This window comes from Massilia sp. 05N420 (genome assembly GCF_056397205.1).
Genome location: NZ_JBFTMX010000001.1, coordinates 1 through 14,958 on the forward strand (window position 1 = coordinate 1; position 14,958 = coordinate 14,958).

14 protein-coding genes and 6 tRNA genes are annotated in these 14,958 nt (G+C 63.4%); 18 read left to right on the forward strand and 2 right to left on the reverse strand.

From position 1 onward, the window contains the following. Positions 1-191 precede the first annotated feature (191 nt). The 18 genes from AC1DIX_RS00005 (at position 192) to AC1DIX_RS00090 (ending at position 12,859) form a co-directional block, all read left to right on the forward strand. Entirely contained in the window at positions 192-1,661 is a 1,470-nt protein-coding gene (locus tag AC1DIX_RS00005) for a DegQ family serine endoprotease (protein WP_477320992.1), read from the forward strand. 6 nt (positions 1,662-1,667) lie between these two features. After that, positions 1,668-1,940, forward strand: coding sequence for a glutaredoxin family protein (locus tag AC1DIX_RS00010; RefSeq protein ID WP_442121541.1), 273 nt, complete (start codon positions 1,668-1,670; stop codon positions 1,938-1,940). A 210-nt stretch (positions 1,941-2,150) separates the two neighbouring features. Further along, on the forward strand, positions 2,151-3,944 hold the full coding sequence (gene lepA, locus AC1DIX_RS00015; RefSeq protein WP_477320994.1) for a translation elongation factor 4: 1,794 nt from the start codon (positions 2,151-2,153) through the stop codon (positions 3,942-3,944). Between the two features lie 20 nt (positions 3,945-3,964). Continuing rightward, positions 3,965-4,882: a signal peptidase I gene (lepB, locus tag AC1DIX_RS00020; protein WP_442121543.1), complete on the forward strand. Its 918-nt coding sequence runs from the start codon at positions 3,965-3,967 to the stop codon at positions 4,880-4,882. Positions 4,883-4,912: 30 nt separating this feature from the next. Continuing rightward, a complete protein-coding gene (locus AC1DIX_RS00025; protein WP_477320996.1) occupies positions 4,913-5,296 on the forward strand; it encodes a DUF4845 domain-containing protein in 384 nt (127 codons plus the stop codon). Positions 5,297-5,372: 76 nt separating this feature from the next. Continuing rightward, positions 5,373-6,164 (forward strand): ribonuclease III, encoded by a 792-nt coding sequence (gene rnc / locus AC1DIX_RS00030; RefSeq protein ID WP_477320998.1) that lies wholly within the window; start codon positions 5,373-5,375, stop codon positions 6,162-6,164. Between the two features lie 25 nt (positions 6,165-6,189). Beyond that, positions 6,190-7,134 carry a GTPase Era gene (era, locus tag AC1DIX_RS00035; protein WP_442121546.1) on the forward strand — a complete coding sequence of 315 codons (945 nt, stop codon included), beginning with the start codon at positions 6,190-6,192 and terminating at the stop codon, positions 7,132-7,134. Between the two features lie 16 nt (positions 7,135-7,150). Continuing rightward, a complete protein-coding gene (gene recO / locus AC1DIX_RS00040; protein ID WP_477321000.1) occupies positions 7,151-8,044 on the forward strand; it encodes a DNA repair protein RecO in 894 nt (297 codons plus the stop codon). 7 nt (positions 8,045-8,051) lie between these two features. Further along, positions 8,052-8,837 (forward strand): pyridoxine 5'-phosphate synthase, encoded by a 786-nt coding sequence (gene pdxJ / locus AC1DIX_RS00045; protein WP_442121548.1) that lies wholly within the window; start codon positions 8,052-8,054, stop codon positions 8,835-8,837. A gap of 13 nt (positions 8,838-8,850) precedes the next feature. Then, positions 8,851-9,264, forward strand: coding sequence for a holo-ACP synthase (gene acpS, locus AC1DIX_RS00050; RefSeq protein WP_442121549.1), 414 nt, complete (start codon positions 8,851-8,853; stop codon positions 9,262-9,264). A 7-nt stretch (positions 9,265-9,271) separates the two neighbouring features. Then, entirely contained in the window at positions 9,272-11,398 is a 2,127-nt protein-coding gene (gene uvrC / locus AC1DIX_RS00055) for an excinuclease ABC subunit UvrC (protein ID WP_477321003.1), read from the forward strand. A gap of 96 nt (positions 11,399-11,494) precedes the next feature. Beyond that, the gene (gene pgsA, locus AC1DIX_RS00060) at positions 11,495-12,076 is read left to right on the forward strand and encodes a CDP-diacylglycerol--glycerol-3-phosphate 3-phosphatidyltransferase (protein ID WP_442121550.1); all 582 of its coding nucleotides are present in this window, start codon (positions 11,495-11,497) and stop codon (positions 12,074-12,076) included. Positions 12,077-12,161: 85 nt separating this feature from the next. Continuing rightward, a tRNA-Gly gene (locus AC1DIX_RS00065) sits at positions 12,162-12,237 on the forward strand. Positions 12,238-12,287: 50 nt separating this feature from the next. Beyond that, positions 12,288-12,363 (forward strand) — tRNA-Gly (locus AC1DIX_RS00070). Between the two features lie 52 nt (positions 12,364-12,415). Beyond that, positions 12,416-12,491 (forward strand) — tRNA-Gly (locus tag AC1DIX_RS00075). 35 nt (positions 12,492-12,526) lie between these two features. Further along, positions 12,527-12,602, forward strand: a tRNA-Gly gene (locus AC1DIX_RS00080). A gap of 33 nt (positions 12,603-12,635) precedes the next feature. Next, positions 12,636-12,711, forward strand: a tRNA-Gly gene (locus tag AC1DIX_RS00085). Between the two features lie 74 nt (positions 12,712-12,785). Further along, positions 12,786-12,859, forward strand: a tRNA-Cys gene (locus AC1DIX_RS00090). 337 nt (positions 12,860-13,196) lie between these two features. On the opposite strand, the gene AC1DIX_RS00095 is transcribed toward AC1DIX_RS00090, so the two are convergent. Continuing rightward, positions 13,197-13,985, reverse strand: a complete 789-nt coding sequence (locus AC1DIX_RS00095; RefSeq protein WP_477321005.1) for an SDR family NAD(P)-dependent oxidoreductase — start codon at positions 13,983-13,985, stop codon at positions 13,197-13,199. A gap of 90 nt (positions 13,986-14,075) precedes the next feature. Continuing rightward, the gene (locus AC1DIX_RS00100; protein WP_477321007.1) at positions 14,076-14,927 is read right to left on the reverse strand and encodes an alpha/beta fold hydrolase; all 852 of its coding nucleotides are present in this window, start codon (positions 14,925-14,927) and stop codon (positions 14,076-14,078) included. Between the last annotated feature and the right edge of the window lie 31 nt (positions 14,928-14,958).

Below are 14,958 nucleotides of genomic sequence, written 5' to 3' on the forward strand. Positions count from 1 at the left end.
GCGCCGGCGCCGCCGAGCCCGCCGGCGGCACCGCGGTCGCCGCCCCGCGCTGAATCCCGCCGCCGCGCCCGGTCCCGCGGCGCCGCCTAAGGCCCGGGCGGCGCTCGGGCCCATGAGCCCGTACCGTGGCGACAGCATTGGTATTTTGGCTTACCATTACATCAATTCAAGCCTGAACACCCATCCATCCCATGACAAGCAAAACTGGAAGCACGATCCTGTCGGCCCTCATGTTTGTGGGCGCGAGTCTGATGTTCTCTCCGGCCGTCCAGGCCGCCGCTGCCGCCGCAGCGCCCGTCGTCACCCCTCCCGTCACCGGCCTGCCCGATTTCAGCGACCTGGTCGACAAGGTCGGCCCGGCGGTCGTCAATATCCGCACCACCGAGCGCGTGCGCCTCGGCCAGGGCGGACCGGACGAGGAGATGCAGGAATTCCTGCGCCGCTTCTTCGGCGGCCAGATCCCGCCGCGCGGACGTGGCGGACGCAGCAGCCCGCAGCAGCCCCAGGAAGAGGAGGTCCAGCGCGGCGTCGGCTCCGGCTTCATCGTCTCGGACGACGGCTATGTGATGACGAATGCCCACGTGGTCGAGGGTGCGGACGAGGTCACGGTCACCCTGACCGACCGCCGCGAGTTCAAGGCCAAGGTGCTGGGCGCCGACAAGCGCAGCGACGTCGCCCTGCTGAAGGTCGATGCGCGCAACCTGCCGTCGCTGCGGATCGGCGACTCGAACCGGATCCGGGTCGGCGAATGGGTGATCGCGATCGGTTCGCCCTTCAACCTGGAGAATACCGTCACCGCCGGCATCATCTCGGCCAAGGCCCGCGATACCGGCGAGTACCTGCCGCTGATCCAGAGCGACGTCGCCGTCAATCCGGGCAACTCGGGCGGCCCGCTGATCAATATGCGCGGCGAGGTCATCGGCATCAACTCGCAGATCGCGACCCTGTCCGGCGCCTATAACGGCATCTCCTTCGCGGTGCCGATCGACGAGGTGATGCGGGTCGCGGACCAGATCAAGAAAACCGGCAAGGTCACGCGCGGACGCCTGGGCGTGYAGATCAGCGAGGTCACGCGCGACGTCGCGGAATCGCTGGGCCTGGGCCGCGCGCGCGGCGCCGAGGTCGCCATGGTCGAGCCGGGCGGTCCGGCCGAGAAGGGCGGCATCAAGGTTGGCGACATCATCCTGAAATTCAACGGCAAGGACATCGAGAAGAGTTCGGACCTGCCGCGCCAGGTCGGCGGCAGCACGGTCGGCAGCCGCGCCACCGTCACCGTCTGGCGCCGCGGCAGCCAGATCGAGCTGCCGGTCACCATCGTCGAGCTGCAGGACGAGCAGGCGGCCAACGCCAAGGTCCAGCCGAAAAAGAAAGCGCCGGACCAGTCGACCAATGCGCTGGGGCTGCAGGTGTCCGACCTGAGCGCGGCCCAGAAGCGCGAGCTCAAGCTCGAGTCGGGCGTGCTGGTCGACTTTGCCGACGGCCGCGCCGCCACCGCCGGCATCCAGCCGGGCGACCTGATCCTGCAGATCAATAATGCCGAGGTCAGCACCGCGGCCCAGTTCAACGGCCTGGTGGCCAAGCTGGACCCGAAGAAGCCCGTCGCCCTGCTGGTGCGGCGCGACAACGCCACCAGCTACGTCGTGATCAAGCCGCGGCAGTAAGGAAACATGGCAGAGACCTTCCGCTTCACCCTGTACTCGCGCAGTTACTGTCACCTGTGCGAAGACCTGCTGAACGCCCTGCGCGCCTTCATGGCGCGCGAGGGCCTGGCCTGCAGCGTGGACGTGATCGACGTCGATGCCGATCCGGCCCTGGTCGAGCGCTTCGACGAGCTGGTGCCGGTGCTGTTCGGCGGCGATCCCGCCGGCCCCGAGATCTGCCATTACTTCCTCGACGAAGCCGCCCTGCGGCGCCACCTGGGGCTGGTGCAGGCCGCCTGACGTCCCCATATGGGATGGCGTCGCCCCGGAAGTGGGAGCCATCCCCCCAGAAACCGGGCTTTCTGACCTGAAATCCGGTAAAATGCACGGCTTGGATTCTCCGCTTGATGAAAGCGCTCGCCCGGGGACGGCAAAGAAACCCCGACGAAGCGCTTTTTTCGTATTGCCGCGCACGATTGCGTGCCGCTCTTTTTGGTCTTGAGTTTGTTAATGAAAAACATACGTAACTTTTCCATCATCGCCCACATCGATCACGGCAAATCGACGCTGGCGGACCGCATCATCCAGCTGTGCGGCGGCCTGTCGGAACGTGAGATGGACGCGCAGGTTCTCGACTCGATGGACCTGGAGCGCGAGCGCGGCATCACCATCAAGGCCCAGACCGCGGCGCTGCAGTACAAGGCGCGCGATGGCCAGACCTATAACCTTAACCTGATCGACACCCCGGGCCACGTCGACTTCTCGTATGAAGTCTCGCGCTCGCTGTCGGCCTGCGAAGGCGCGCTGCTGGTGGTCGACGCGAGCCAGGGCGTGGAAGCCCAGACCGTGGCCAACTGCTACACCGCGCTCGACCTGGGCGTGGAAGTCGTGCCGATCCTGAACAAGATCGACCTGCCGCACGCCGATCCGGACAATGCCAAGAAGGAAATCGAGGACGTGATCGGTATCGACGCGTCCGACGCCACCACCTGCTCGGCCAAGACCGGCCTGGGCGTGGAAGACGTGCTGGAAACCCTGATTGCGAAAGTGCCGCCGCCGGAAGGCGATCCGGACGCGCCGCTGCAAGCCCTGATCGTCGACTCCTGGTACGACCCGTACGTCGGCGTCGTGATGCTGGTGCGGGTGGTCAACGTCACCCTGCGTCCGAAGGAAAAGATCTTGCTGATGGCAACCGAATCGGTGAACCTGGTCGAGAACATCGGCGTATTCACGCCGCGTTCGGTCTCGCTGCCGGAACTATCGGCCGGCCAGGTGGGCTYCATCATCGCCGGCATCAAGGAACTGACCGCCGCCAAGGTGGGCGACACCGTGACCCATGCTGCCAAGCCGGCCCCGGCGCCGCTGCCGGGCTTCAAGGAAGTCCAGCCGCAGGTGTTCGCCGGCCTGTTCCCGGTCGAAGCCAACCAGTACGACGCGCTGCGCGACTCGCTGGAAAAGCTGAAGCTGAACGACGCCGCCCTGATGTACGAGCCGGAAGTGTCGCAGGCGCTGGGCTTCGGCTTCCGYTGCGGCTTCCWGGGCMTGCTGCACATGGAAATCGTGCAGGAGCGCCTGGAGCGCGAATTCGACATGGACCTGATCACGACGGCGCCGACCGTGGTGTACGAGGTCGAGATGCGCGACGGTTCGGTCATCCGCGTCGACAATCCGTCGAAGATGCCGGAGCCGTCGAAGATCAACGAAGTGCGCGAGCCGATCGTCGACGTCAACCTCTACATGCCGCAGGAGTACGTGGGCTCGGTGATGACCCTGTGTAACGGCAAGCGCGGCGTCCAGATGGACATGGCCTACCACGGCCGCCAGGTCAAGCTGCACTATGAAATCCCGATGGCCGAGATCGTGCTGGACTTCTTCGATCGCCTGAAGTCGACCTCGCGCGGCTACGCCTCGATGGACTACGAGTTCAAGGAATACCGTGCCGCCGACGTGGTCAAGGTCGACATGCTGATCAACAGCGAGAAGGTCGACGCGCTGGCCATCATCGTGCACCGTGCCAACGCGCCTTACCGCGGCCGCCAGGTGGCTGCCAAGATGCGCGAACTGATCCCGCGCCAGATGTTCGACGTGGCGATCCAGGCGGCGATCGGCGCAACCATCATCTCGCGCGAGAACGTCAAGGCCTTGCGCAAGAACGTGCTGGCCAAGTGCTACGGCGGCGACATCAGCCGCAAGAAGAAGCTGCTCGAGAAGCAGAAGGCGGGCAAGAAGCGCATGAAGCAGGTCGGCTCGGTGGAGATTCCGCAGGAAGCCTTCCTGGCCATCCTCCAGGTCGAAGACAAATAAGCACGAAAGAATAACAAACGATGAATCTGCAACCGATCCTCGGAAATTTTGCACTGATCCTGTTCGTGGCCATGGTGGTCACGGGCGTCATCTGGTTCCTCGACATCTTCGTGCTGTCCAAGCAGCGCCGGGCGAAAGCCGACGCCGCCCTGGCCGAGTACGACGCCCACCGCGCCAAGCTGACCGCCGACGGCATCAAGGTCGACAGCGGCAACCGCGCGGCGCTGGAAGCATCCATCCTGCGCCAGCCGACCTGGGTCGAGTACTCGGGCAGTTTCTTCCCGGTCATCGCCCTGGTCTTCTTCCTGCGCTCCTTCCTGTTCGAGCCCTTCAAGATCCCGTCCTCGTCGATGGTGCCGACCCTGCTGGTGGGCGACCTGATCCTGGTGAACAAGTTCGACTACGGCATCCGCCTGCCGGTGGTCAACAAGAAGATCATCGACGTCGGCAACCCGCAGCGCGGCGACGTCATGGTGTTCAAGTACCCGAAAGACATGAGCCAGGACTACATCAAGCGCGTCATCGGCGTGCCGGGTGATAAAATCACCTACGAGAACAAGCGCCTGACCGTGAATGGTGTTCCCGTCCAGTACGAACCCATGGACGACTACCTCGACGACGAGCGCCCCGTGTACCACAAGCAGCTCCTGGAGAAGCTGTCGAACGCGCCGCACCGCATCCTGAACATGGAAGGGCAGCGCACGATTAACCTGGCTGCGGTCGATCCGGACTTCCCGCATCACGAAAATTGCACCTATTCCTACGATAAATTTACGTGTATCGTGCCAGAGGGCAATTATTTCATGATGGGCGATAACCGCGACAACAGCGCAGACAGCCGCTACTGGGGCTTCGTGCCGGACAAGAACATCGTCGGCAAGGCTGTGTTTGTTTGGATGAACTTCAGTAACCCGAAGCGCATCGGCGGTATCCACTGACAAGCGGGAGCGCAGATGCGACAAGCTGGAATGGGTAGGGAGGCCGGCGTATCGCTGTCCGGCCTGATCGTGGTGCTGGTGGTGCTGGGCGCCATCGCGCTGGTGGCGATGAAGGTATTCCCGGCCTGGGCCGAATACCGTTCGATCAAGAACGCCATCGTGCAGGCCAAGGCGGCCGGTAACGGCAACCGCGAGATGCAGCAGGCATTCGAACGGAATGCGGAAATCAACAGCATCACGGCGATCTCCAGCCGTGACCTGGTGATCACCCGCGACAACGGCCAGGCGGAAGTCAGCTTCGCCTACGAGAAACGGATTCCGCTGGCCGGCAACGTCAGTCTTCTCATCGACTTTGCCGGCACCACCGATCCGAGCGGCGAGGTGGCAGCCAAGGCTGACACGGCCGCCAAGTAACAAGCCGGGCAGGGCGCGGGCATCGGTCCGGTCCGCCACCGGATGGATTGCCCGGACCTAGCATAATGAAACGACAATGAATCTTCAGTTATTGCAAACTCGCCTCGGTTACAGCTTCCGGGACCCCAGCCTGCTCCAGCAGGCGCTGACCCACCGTAGCCACAGCAGCCTGCATAACGAACGCCTCGAGTTTCTCGGAGATTCCATCCTCAACTGCGTGGTCGCCTCGGTCCTGTACGAGCGTTTCAAGGATCTGCCCGAAGGCGACCTGTCGCGCCTGCGCGCCAACCTGGTCAAGCAGCAATCGCTGTACGAGATCGCCCAGAAGATCGAACTGTCGCAATTCCTGCGCCTGGGCGAGGGCGAACTGAAGTCCGGCGGTTTCCGCCGCCCCTCGATCCTGGCCGACACCCTGGAAGCCCTGCTGGGCGCGATCTTCCTGGACAGCGGCYTCGACAGTGCGCGCGACGTGATCCGCGCCTTCTACATCCCGCTGCTGGACTCGGTCGACCCGCGTACCCTCGGCAAGGATGCCAAGACCCTGCTGCAGGAATTCCTGCAGAGTAAAAAGATTTCGCTGCCGACCTATAACGTGGTGGCGACCCATGGCGCCGCCCACAGCCAGGAATTCGAGATCGAATGCCTGGTGCCCAAGCTCGGCATCCAGGTGTTCGGCCGCGGCGGCAGCCGCCGTGCCGGCGAGCAGGCGGCGGCGCGCCTTGCGCTCGAGGTCGCCGAACAGGCGGCACAGAAGAATCCCGGCGGCGCCCGCAAGAGCCGCCCGCGTTCGGCCCAGCTGAAGCTGGCCGGCATTGCCACGGACCAGAGCGCCGAGCAGGCCGCCGCCCAGGACCAGCCCCAGACTTGAACGCATCAACCAGGAAAACAGCAGCATGAACATCGAGACCACCCCAGGCGACAACCATCAGGACGGCAGCGCGCAGGGAGACATTCCAGCGGACTTCCGTTGCGGCTACATCGCCATCGTCGGCCGCCCCAACGTCGGCAAGTCGACCCTGATGAACGTGCTGATCGGCGCGAAAGTCTCGATCACTTCGCGCAAGGCCCAGACCACCCGCCACCGCATCACCGGCGTGCAGACCCGCGACGACGCCCAGTTCATCTACGTCGACACCCCGGGCTTCCAGACCCGCCACGCGAACGCGCTGAACAAGACCCTCAACAAGACCGTCTCGAACACGCTTACCGCGTCCGACGTGATCCTGTTCCTGGTCGAAGCCGGCACCTTCGGTCCGGCCGACCAGCAGGTGGTCGACCTGCTGCCGAAGAACGTGCCGGTGATCCTGGTGATCAACAAGTCCGACCGCATGAAGGACAAGGCCGAGCTGATGCCGTTCGCCGCCAAAGTGGCCGGCCTGCACGACTTCACGGCCGTGGTGCCGGTCTCGGCCAAACTCCGCTTCCAGGTCGACGCGCTGGAAAAAGAGATCAAGCGCCACCTGCCGCAGAACCCGCCGGTATTCGGCCCGGACGACATCACCGACCGCAGCGAGAAATTCCTGGCAGCCGAGATCGTCCGCGAAAAGGTGTTCCGCCTGCTGGGCGACGAACTGCCCTATACCAGCACCGTGCTGATCGAGCAATTCGAGCAGGAAGGCAACCTCCGCCGCATCTTCGCCGCCATCCTGGTCGAGCGCGACACGCACAAGTCCATGATCATCGGTAACAAGGGTGCGCGCCTGAAGGAAATCTCGACCCAGTCGCGCCTGGACATGGAAAAACTGTTCGGCGGCCCCGTCTACCTGGAAATCTGGGTCAAGGTGAAATCCGGCTGGGCCGACAACGAAGCCGGCCTGCGCGCCTACGGCTACGAGTAAAGCCTCCTCCCACCGCATGGCCGGCCAGGACGACCCGAGCAAGGACAGCCCCGAGCAGGCGCAGGAAGTTGCGGCGCCCTACGCCGTGACGCCCGTCGCGCCCTTGCCGAATCCCGTGCCGGCGTCCGTACCCGCAGCTGCGCCCATACCGGCCCCGGCCCCGGCCCCGAAGCCCGAACGCCGGCGCACCCCGGCCCGCGACAGCCGCGTGCTGGGCCAGCCGGGCTTCGTGCTGCACAGCTATCCCTACAAGGAAACCAGCCTCATCGTCGACATGTTCACGCGCGACCATGGGCGTATCGGCGTGGTCGCGAAGGGCGCCAAGCGGCCGCTGTCCAAGCTGCGCGGCGTGCTGCAGACCTTCCAGCCGCTGTCGATCTCCTTTTCCGGCAAGTCCGAGCTGCGCACCCTGATCGACGCCGACTGGGTCGGCGGCATGCTGCCGATCGAAAAGACCGCGCTGCTGTGCGGCTTTTACCTGAACGAGCTGCTGGTGAAACTGCTGGCGCGCGACGATCCGCATCCGAAGCTGTTCGACCATTACGTGGCGACGCTCAACGAATTGGCGCACAATGAACCTGCGCAGATCGTCTTGCGAAAGTTCGAAAGGGCCTTACTTAAGGAGACCGGGGTCGCCGCCGACCTGACCCGCGACACCGGTACCCGCGCACGGGTCGAAGCGGGTGAGCTCTACGTGGTCGATCCCGAGCGCGGCCCGCGGGTGGCGCGGATGGGCGATACCTGGCCCGTCGTGACCGGCAAGACCCTGATCGACATGGAAAACGAACACTACGGCGATCCGCAGACGCAGGCGCAAAGCAAGCAGCTGATGCGCTTCCTGCTGGCCTACCACCTGGGTGGCGCACCTCTCAACACGCGCCAGATATTAATCGACTTGATGCAGCTTTAAGAAAAACATGAGCTTCCTGCAACCGAAAGGCCAGGTCATCGACCTCGGCGTGAACATCGACCACGTCGCCACCGTCCGCAACGCGCGTGGCACCGTCTATCCGGATCCGCTGCGCGCGGCCCTGCTGGCCGAACAGGCCGGCGCCGACCTGATCACGCTGCACCTGCGCGAGGACCGCCGCCACATCAAGGATGCCGACGTGCTGGCGATCCGCCCGCAGCTGCTGACCCGCATGAACCTCGAAGCGGCCGTCACCCGGGAGATGATCGACTTCGCCTGCCAGGTCCGTCCCCAGGACGTCTGCCTGGTGCCGGAACGGCGCGAGGAAGTCACCACCGAGGGCGGCCTGGACGTGATCCGCTACTACAAGGAAGTGGAAAGCGCCGTGAAGCAGCTGGCCGGCGAGGGCATCCGCGTCTCGCTGTTCATCGACGCCGACGAACAGCAGATCGCGGCCGCGGCGGCAGTCGGCGCACCGGTGATCGAGCTCCACACCGGGCGCTATGCCGAGGCCGAGGACGAAGAAGAGATCGCGCGCGAACTGGCCCGCATCAAGCTGGGCGTGCGCGCCGGCGTGATGCACGGCCTGCGCGTGAACGCCGGCCACGGCCTGCACTACACGAACGTGCAGCCGATCGCCGCCATCCCCGAGATCCACGAGCTGAACATCGGCCACGCGATCGTCGCCCACGCCGTCTTCGTCGGCTGGGAGCACGCGGTGCGCGAGATGAAGGCGATCATGGTCGATGCGCGCCTCGGCGTCGCCCTCGGCAATCCGTCGACGGAGACCTGAGGGAGGCGCGCCCATGATCTACGGGATCGGTACCGACATCGTCCAGATCTCGCGCATCGAGGCTGCCCTCGCGCGCAACGGCGACCGCTTCGCCGCGAAGATCCTCGGACCGCAGGAAATGCTGAAATACCAGGCCCGCCGCGCGAAGAACGAAACGCGCGGGCTGCGCTTCCTGGCCACGCGCTTTTCGGCCAAGGAGGCGTTCTCGAAGGCGATCGGGCTGGGCATGCGCATGCCCATGACCTGGCGCTCGGCCCAGATGCTCAATGCGCCCAGCGGCAAGCCGGTCATCGTCTGCAGCGGGGCGCTCGAGGAATTCATGCGGGAACACCGCCTCACGGCGCAGGTGACGATCAGCGACGAAGCCGACTATGGCGTCGCCTTCGTGATCGTGACCCAGGCGCCGGAGCCAGACTCAAACAAGTAGGACTCAAGTGACCAAGGAAGTTCGCTCAAATGAGCAGCCGGATCTGCCGGCCGCTCCGGAAGTTCCTCATGAAATCCATGAGGCCCCGGCCGCTTACGTGGCCGCGGGCGGCGCCGCCATGCCGGTCCTGCCGGCCGAGCCCGCAGAGCCGACAAAGCGCGCCCGCGCCGCGAAGAATCGCGCCAGGGCCGAAGGCCAGCCGGAAGGATCGCCGCGCGCCCGTCCGGACGCCTGGCAGGCGATGAAGGAAGAACTCAACGCCACCATCAGCAAGGATGCGCAGGGCGGCGCCCGTCCCACGGCCGAGACCCGCGAACAGGTGCTGGCGACGGTCGCCAGGCTGCCCGGCCTGCCGGGCGTGTACCGCTACTTCGACGCCGAGGACAAGGTCCTCTACGTCGGCAAGGCGCGCAACCTGAAGAACCGCGTGTCGAGCTACTTCCAGAAGAATTTGTCGAGCCCGCGCATCGCGATGATGGTCTCGCAGATCGCACGCCTGGAGACCACCGTCACGCACAGCGAGGCCGAGGCCCTGATCCTGGAAAACAACCTGATCAAGACCCTCAAGCCGCGCTACAACATCCTGTTCAGGGACGACAAGTCCTACCCCTACCTGAAGATCAGCGGCGGCGACGCCCCGCGCATGGCCTATTACCGCGGCGCGCTGGACAAGAAGAACCAGTATTTCGGTCCCTTCCCGAGCGCCTGGGCGGTCAAGGAATCGATGCAGCTGCTGCAGAAGGTATTCAAGCTGCGCACCTGCGAGGACAGCGTCTTCCACAACCGCACGCGGCCCTGCCTGCTGCACCAGATCGGCCGCTGCAGCGGCCCCTGCGTCGATTTGATCGCGCCCGAGGATTACCGCCGCGACGTCGACAATGCCGCCAAGTTCCTGCGCGGACGCCAGACCGAGGTGCTGGAAGACCTGAACGCGAAGATGCTGGCCTTTGCCGAGGACCTGAAGTTCGAGCAGGCGGCAGCGGTGCGCAACCAGATCCAGGCACTGTCGAAGGTGCTGCACGCCCAGAGCATGGAGACCACCGGCGACGCCGACGTCGACATCATCGCGGTGGTGGTGCAGGGCGGCCGCGCCTGCGTCAACCTGGCGATGGTGCGCGGCGGCCGCCACCTCGGCGACCGCGCCTACTTCCCGACCCAGGTCGGCGAAGCGCTGGAAGAGAGTTCGATCGAGATCGAGGTGCTGGCAGCCTTCCTGGCCCAGCACTACGGCGACAAGTTCATCCCCGGCACCTTCATCCTCAACACCTTTTTCGACATGCCGGAGCTGATCAATGCGCTGACCGAGCAGTGCGGCCACCGCATCAACCTGGTGTTCCAGCCCCAGGGGCAGCGCCGCCAGTGGCTGGAGCTCGCGCAGAAGAACGCCGAGATCTCGCTGGCGCGCCTGCTGTCCGAACAAGGCTCGCAGCAGGCCCGCACGCGCGCGCTGGCCGAGGTGCTGGGACTCGAGGCCGAGGAGCTGGATACCCTGCGCATCGAGTGCTTCGACATCAGCCACACGGCCGGCGAAGCGACCCAGGCATCCTGCGTGGTCTTCCACCATCACCAGATGCAGAACGGCGAATACCGGCGCTACAACATCAGCGACATCACGCCCGGCGACGATTACGCCGCCATGCGCCAGGTCCTGATGCGGCGCTACGAGAAGGTCGCGGGCGGCGACGGCGTGATGCCCGACATCGCCCTGATCGACGGCGGCAAGGGCCAGGTCGAGATGGCGCGTCAGGTGTTCTCCGAGCTGGGCCTGGACGTCGGCAGCATCGTCGGCGTAGCGAAAGGGGAGGGCCGCCGCGTCGGCCTCGAGACCCTGATCTTCGCCGACGGCCGCGCCCCGCAGGAGCTGGGCAAGGAATCGGCGGCGCTGATGCTGGTCGCGATGATCCGCGACGAAGCCCACCGCTTTGCCATCACCGGCATGCGCGCCAAGCGCGCCAAGGCCCGCCAGGCGTCGCGTCTGGAGGAAATTGAAGGCATCGGCGCCAAGCGCCGCCAGAAGCTGCTGGCCCGCTTCGGCGGCCTGCGCGGCGTGATCGACGCCAGCGTCGAGGATCTGATGTCGGTGGAGGGGATCTCGAGTACTTTGGCGGAAGAGATTTACAGGCAGTTGCACTGAACGGGGAGGGCGCCGCTCGTCCATAAGGATGAGTTGAACTGGTTCAAAAGGCAAGAGCCATGTAGACTAGCGGCGCCATCCCACAGAATGCGTTTTATGCCTTTTAACATCCCGATTCTCCTGACCTGGTTACGCGTCGCACTCATCCCGCTGGTCGTCGGCGTCTACTTCCTGCCCACGCACTGGCTGCCCGTTGCCGAGCGCAACCTGGCCGCCACCCTGGTCTTCATCGTCGCCGCCATCACCGACTGGTTCGACGGTTACCTGGCCCGGCGCTGGAACCAGACCTCGGCCTTCGGCGCCTTCCTCGACCCGGTCGCGGACAAGCTGATGGTGGCCGGCGCGCTGCTGGTGCTGGTGGAGCTGGGCCGGGTCAACGCCATCATCGCCTTCATCATCATCGGCCGCGAGATCACCATTTCGGCGCTGCGCGAATGGATGGCCGAGATCGGCGCCCGCAAGTCGGTGGCCGTCAGCTCGCTCGGCAAGATCAAGACCGCTGCCCAGATGGTCGCGATCCCGCTGCTGCTGTTCCACGATCCGCTGTTCGTCAGCTACGACACCCACCTGGCCGGCGAGATCCTGCTGTGGATCGCGGGCGTACTGACGGTCTGGTCGATGTTCTACTATCTGCGCCGCGCCTGGCCGCTGATCAAGGAAAAATCGGGCGCCGCATAAGATTTCTACTGAGCCATCCTTGACACATAGCTCAGCATCTCTATAATGCCTGCCTGTTGCGAGACATTGCAGCAAACGAAACGAAGCGGGAGTAGCTCAGTTGGTAGAGCGCAACCTTGCCAAGGTTGAGGTCGAGAGTTCGAGACTCTTCTCCCGCTCCAAAGTTTGCTAGCGTAGAATGCAATAAGTTATAATCGTAGTTTCCAGCGACGCGGGAGTAGCTCAGTTGGTAGAGCGCAACCTTGCCAAGGTTGAGGTCGAGAGTTCGAGACTCTTCTCCCGCTCCAGTTCAAGCTGGGGCAGCGACAGGCAGTACCAGGCAGTAAGTAAGACTCCAATGCGGGAGTAGCTCAGTTGGTAGAGCGCAACCTTGCCAAGGTTGAGGTCGAGAGTTCGAGACTCTTCTCCCGCTCCAAAAGGCTTACCGTAGTAATCGTGATGAACTCCTAAGCGGGAGTAGCTCAGTTGGTAGAGCGCAACCTTGCCAAGGTTGAGGTCGAGAGTTCGAGACTCTTCTCCCGCTCCAGTGATGTCGTCCGGTGCAGTAAACAACTCCTAAGCGGGAGTAGCTCAGTTGGTAGAGCGCAACCTTGCCAAGGTTGAGGTCGAGAGTTCGAGACTCTTCTCCCGCTCCAGATTCAGGGAAGTCCTTCTTCCCGTGCTGATGTGGTTCGATAACCCGCCATGCCAGCATCGTCAAGTCTCCTCGGGCGAGGTAGCAAAGCGGTTATGCAGCGGCCTGCAAAGCCGTCTAGACGGGTTCGACTCCCGTCCTCGCCTCCAAATTCTCCCAGTAGGACAGCGTTTCACTCGCTGTTGACCTGGGTTGCAAACCGCATGGAATTTGCGGTGCACCGCACATGTAGACGGCCTACAGGTCGTCTATGCGTTACGGTAATGCATCACGACCGCAAGCTGGATATCTCGGCCGCTTGGGTATGGCTAGCCGAAGCACGTACGCTGCCCAATACACTCGCTTATTGGGTTTGATTTTGTCGACACCTTCTTAAGTACTCACCCAAAAATAAATGCGTTTTTGGCTGCCATAACCGGCGCGCTCGCCGCCTTGCACCGCACCGGTTCTGTTTGCCAAAATTCACATTTATTTCCGGTCGAGTACTTAGACCGGTGTGCGATAACGCTCAGCCGCGTGTGCTTGTCGAATGTCCGTAAGCAGCGCTTGACGCGCACCGTCCAGCGCATCCCAACGGGCGGCGACATGGAGTGGCGGAATCGTTATCAATTCTCTGCGGTCGAAGCCGACAAGCGCGGCATCGACCAGTTCATCAACGTCCATCGCATCGGGAAGTGTATTGATGTCGATGCCCGCACGCGCCCATATCTCCGTGCGCGTCGCCGCTGGAAGCACCGCTTGCACGTAGACCCCTTGGGGTGACAATTCCAGATGCAGTCCCTGTGAAAGGAACAGCACAAAGGCCTTGGTAGCGCCGTAGATTGACATTCCCAACTCGGGTGCGAAACCCACAACCGAGCCAATATTGACGATAGCGCCAGTACCGGACTGCACAAAGCGGGGCGCGACTGCCGCTGCGAGCCTCGTAACCGCCGTGGTGTTGAGCGAAATCAGGCGTTCGATACTGTCAGAAGTCTGCTCTGCAAATTTACCTGGCTGACCCATGCCGGCGTTGTTGATGAGGATTCCAATGCGAGCGTCGTCGCGCAGGCGAGTTTCGAGTGCAGCCAGGTCTGCGGGGTAGGTCAGGTCAGCTTGCAACACCTCGACCGCTACACCGCTTTCCTCGCGCAGGCGCGATGCCAGAATTTCCAGACGCGCCTTGTCGCGCGCGACAAGCAGCAGGTCGTGGCCACGGCGAGCAAAGCGTTCGGCGTAGGTGGCGCCAATACCGCTGGAGGCACCGGTGATGATTACAGTTGGAAGCGTGGTCATAAAATCTTTCCGTTACAAGCAAATATTGAGGCCGACGAAACTGCATCAGCTTTTGGCGCACCGGTAGAGTGCGCTGCCATCAAGGGCGAATCAGGACGGGGCGTCCGCGGAGTCCAGGAACATTTCGGTGTGGGTAACAAACAGTTCTGGATACTGGAACTGGGAACCGTGCCCTGAATCTGGATATAAGATCAGCTGCGCGTTCGGCATATGCTGCTGAAGCGTGAACGAATTGATGGTTGGCACCATGATGTCGTTGTGGCCGTTAACCACCAAGGTCGGCTGCGAGATTTCCTTCAAGTAGGCGTATCGCTCGCCCTGCGGCTCAGCCCACTCCATGATGGCAGCGACCTGGCCCTTCAAGACCTCGACGGATGAAGGCGGATCGGCGTCCTGGCGCTCAGTCCGGCGTTTCCAGAATGCCCGACCTGCTTCTTGACTGGCTTCTGACGGTGCGAAGAACAGATATAGAAAATCTTCTAAGGCAGGCACTGGCCTGCCCGCGACCTGCATCACGTTCGCATCAGATTTGAATTCCCCGTTGCGCGGTCCAGTACCGACCAGGACAAGCCGGCGGACGAGTTCAGGGTAGCGATGCGTAAGACTTTGGGCGACGAAGCCACCGATCGAGAAGCCGAGCACATCCACCAGGGGCACGCCCAGCGCTTGAACGAAGTTGGCGATACCGTCGGCCATGCCGGCGATGGTGGTGTCCGGCTCGCCGCCGGAACTGGCCACGCCCGCATAGTTAACCAGGATGACCGGACGCCCCTTGGCCAGGCCGTTGGTAACGAGCGGGTCCCAGTTGTCCATGCCACCACGGAAGTGCTGAAGAAACACCAGCGGTGTTCCAGTACCCGCGCCAAAACGCCGATAAGCAAAGCTGACGCCGTTCGCATTGACAAACTGCGTAGGCGCCGTGAGATGAGTATGAATAGTCATGTGAACCTCGTTCCTTAGAGTAAAGAAGACA

Coding starts and splice junctions, on each gene's coding strand:
- AC1DIX_RS00010 (WP_442121541.1), top strand. CDS start 1,668: ATGGCAGAGACCTTCCGCTTCACCCTGTACTCGCGCAGTTACTGTCAC.
- lepB (WP_442121543.1), top strand. CDS start 3,965: ATGAATCTGCAACCGATCCTCGGAAATTTTGCACTGATCCTGTTCGTG.
- AC1DIX_RS00025 (WP_477320996.1), top strand. CDS start 4,913: ATGGGTAGGGAGGCCGGCGTATCGCTGTCCGGCCTGATCGTGGTGCTG.
- era (WP_442121546.1), top strand. CDS start 6,190: ATGAACATCGAGACCACCCCAGGCGACAACCATCAGGACGGCAGCGCG.
- recO (WP_477321000.1), top strand. CDS start 7,151: ATGGCCGGCCAGGACGACCCGAGCAAGGACAGCCCCGAGCAGGCGCAG.
- pdxJ (WP_442121548.1), top strand. CDS start 8,052: ATGAGCTTCCTGCAACCGAAAGGCCAGGTCATCGACCTCGGCGTGAAC.
- acpS (WP_442121549.1), top strand. CDS start 8,851: ATGATCTACGGGATCGGTACCGACATCGTCCAGATCTCGCGCATCGAG.
- pgsA (WP_442121550.1), top strand. CDS start 11,495: ATGCCTTTTAACATCCCGATTCTCCTGACCTGGTTACGCGTCGCACTC.
- AC1DIX_RS00095 (WP_477321005.1), bottom strand. CDS start 13,985: ATGACCACGCTTCCAACTGTAATCATCACCGGTGCCTCCAGCGGTATT.
- AC1DIX_RS00100 (WP_477321007.1), bottom strand. CDS start 14,927: ATGACTATTCATACTCATCTCACGGCGCCTACGCAGTTTGTCAATGCG.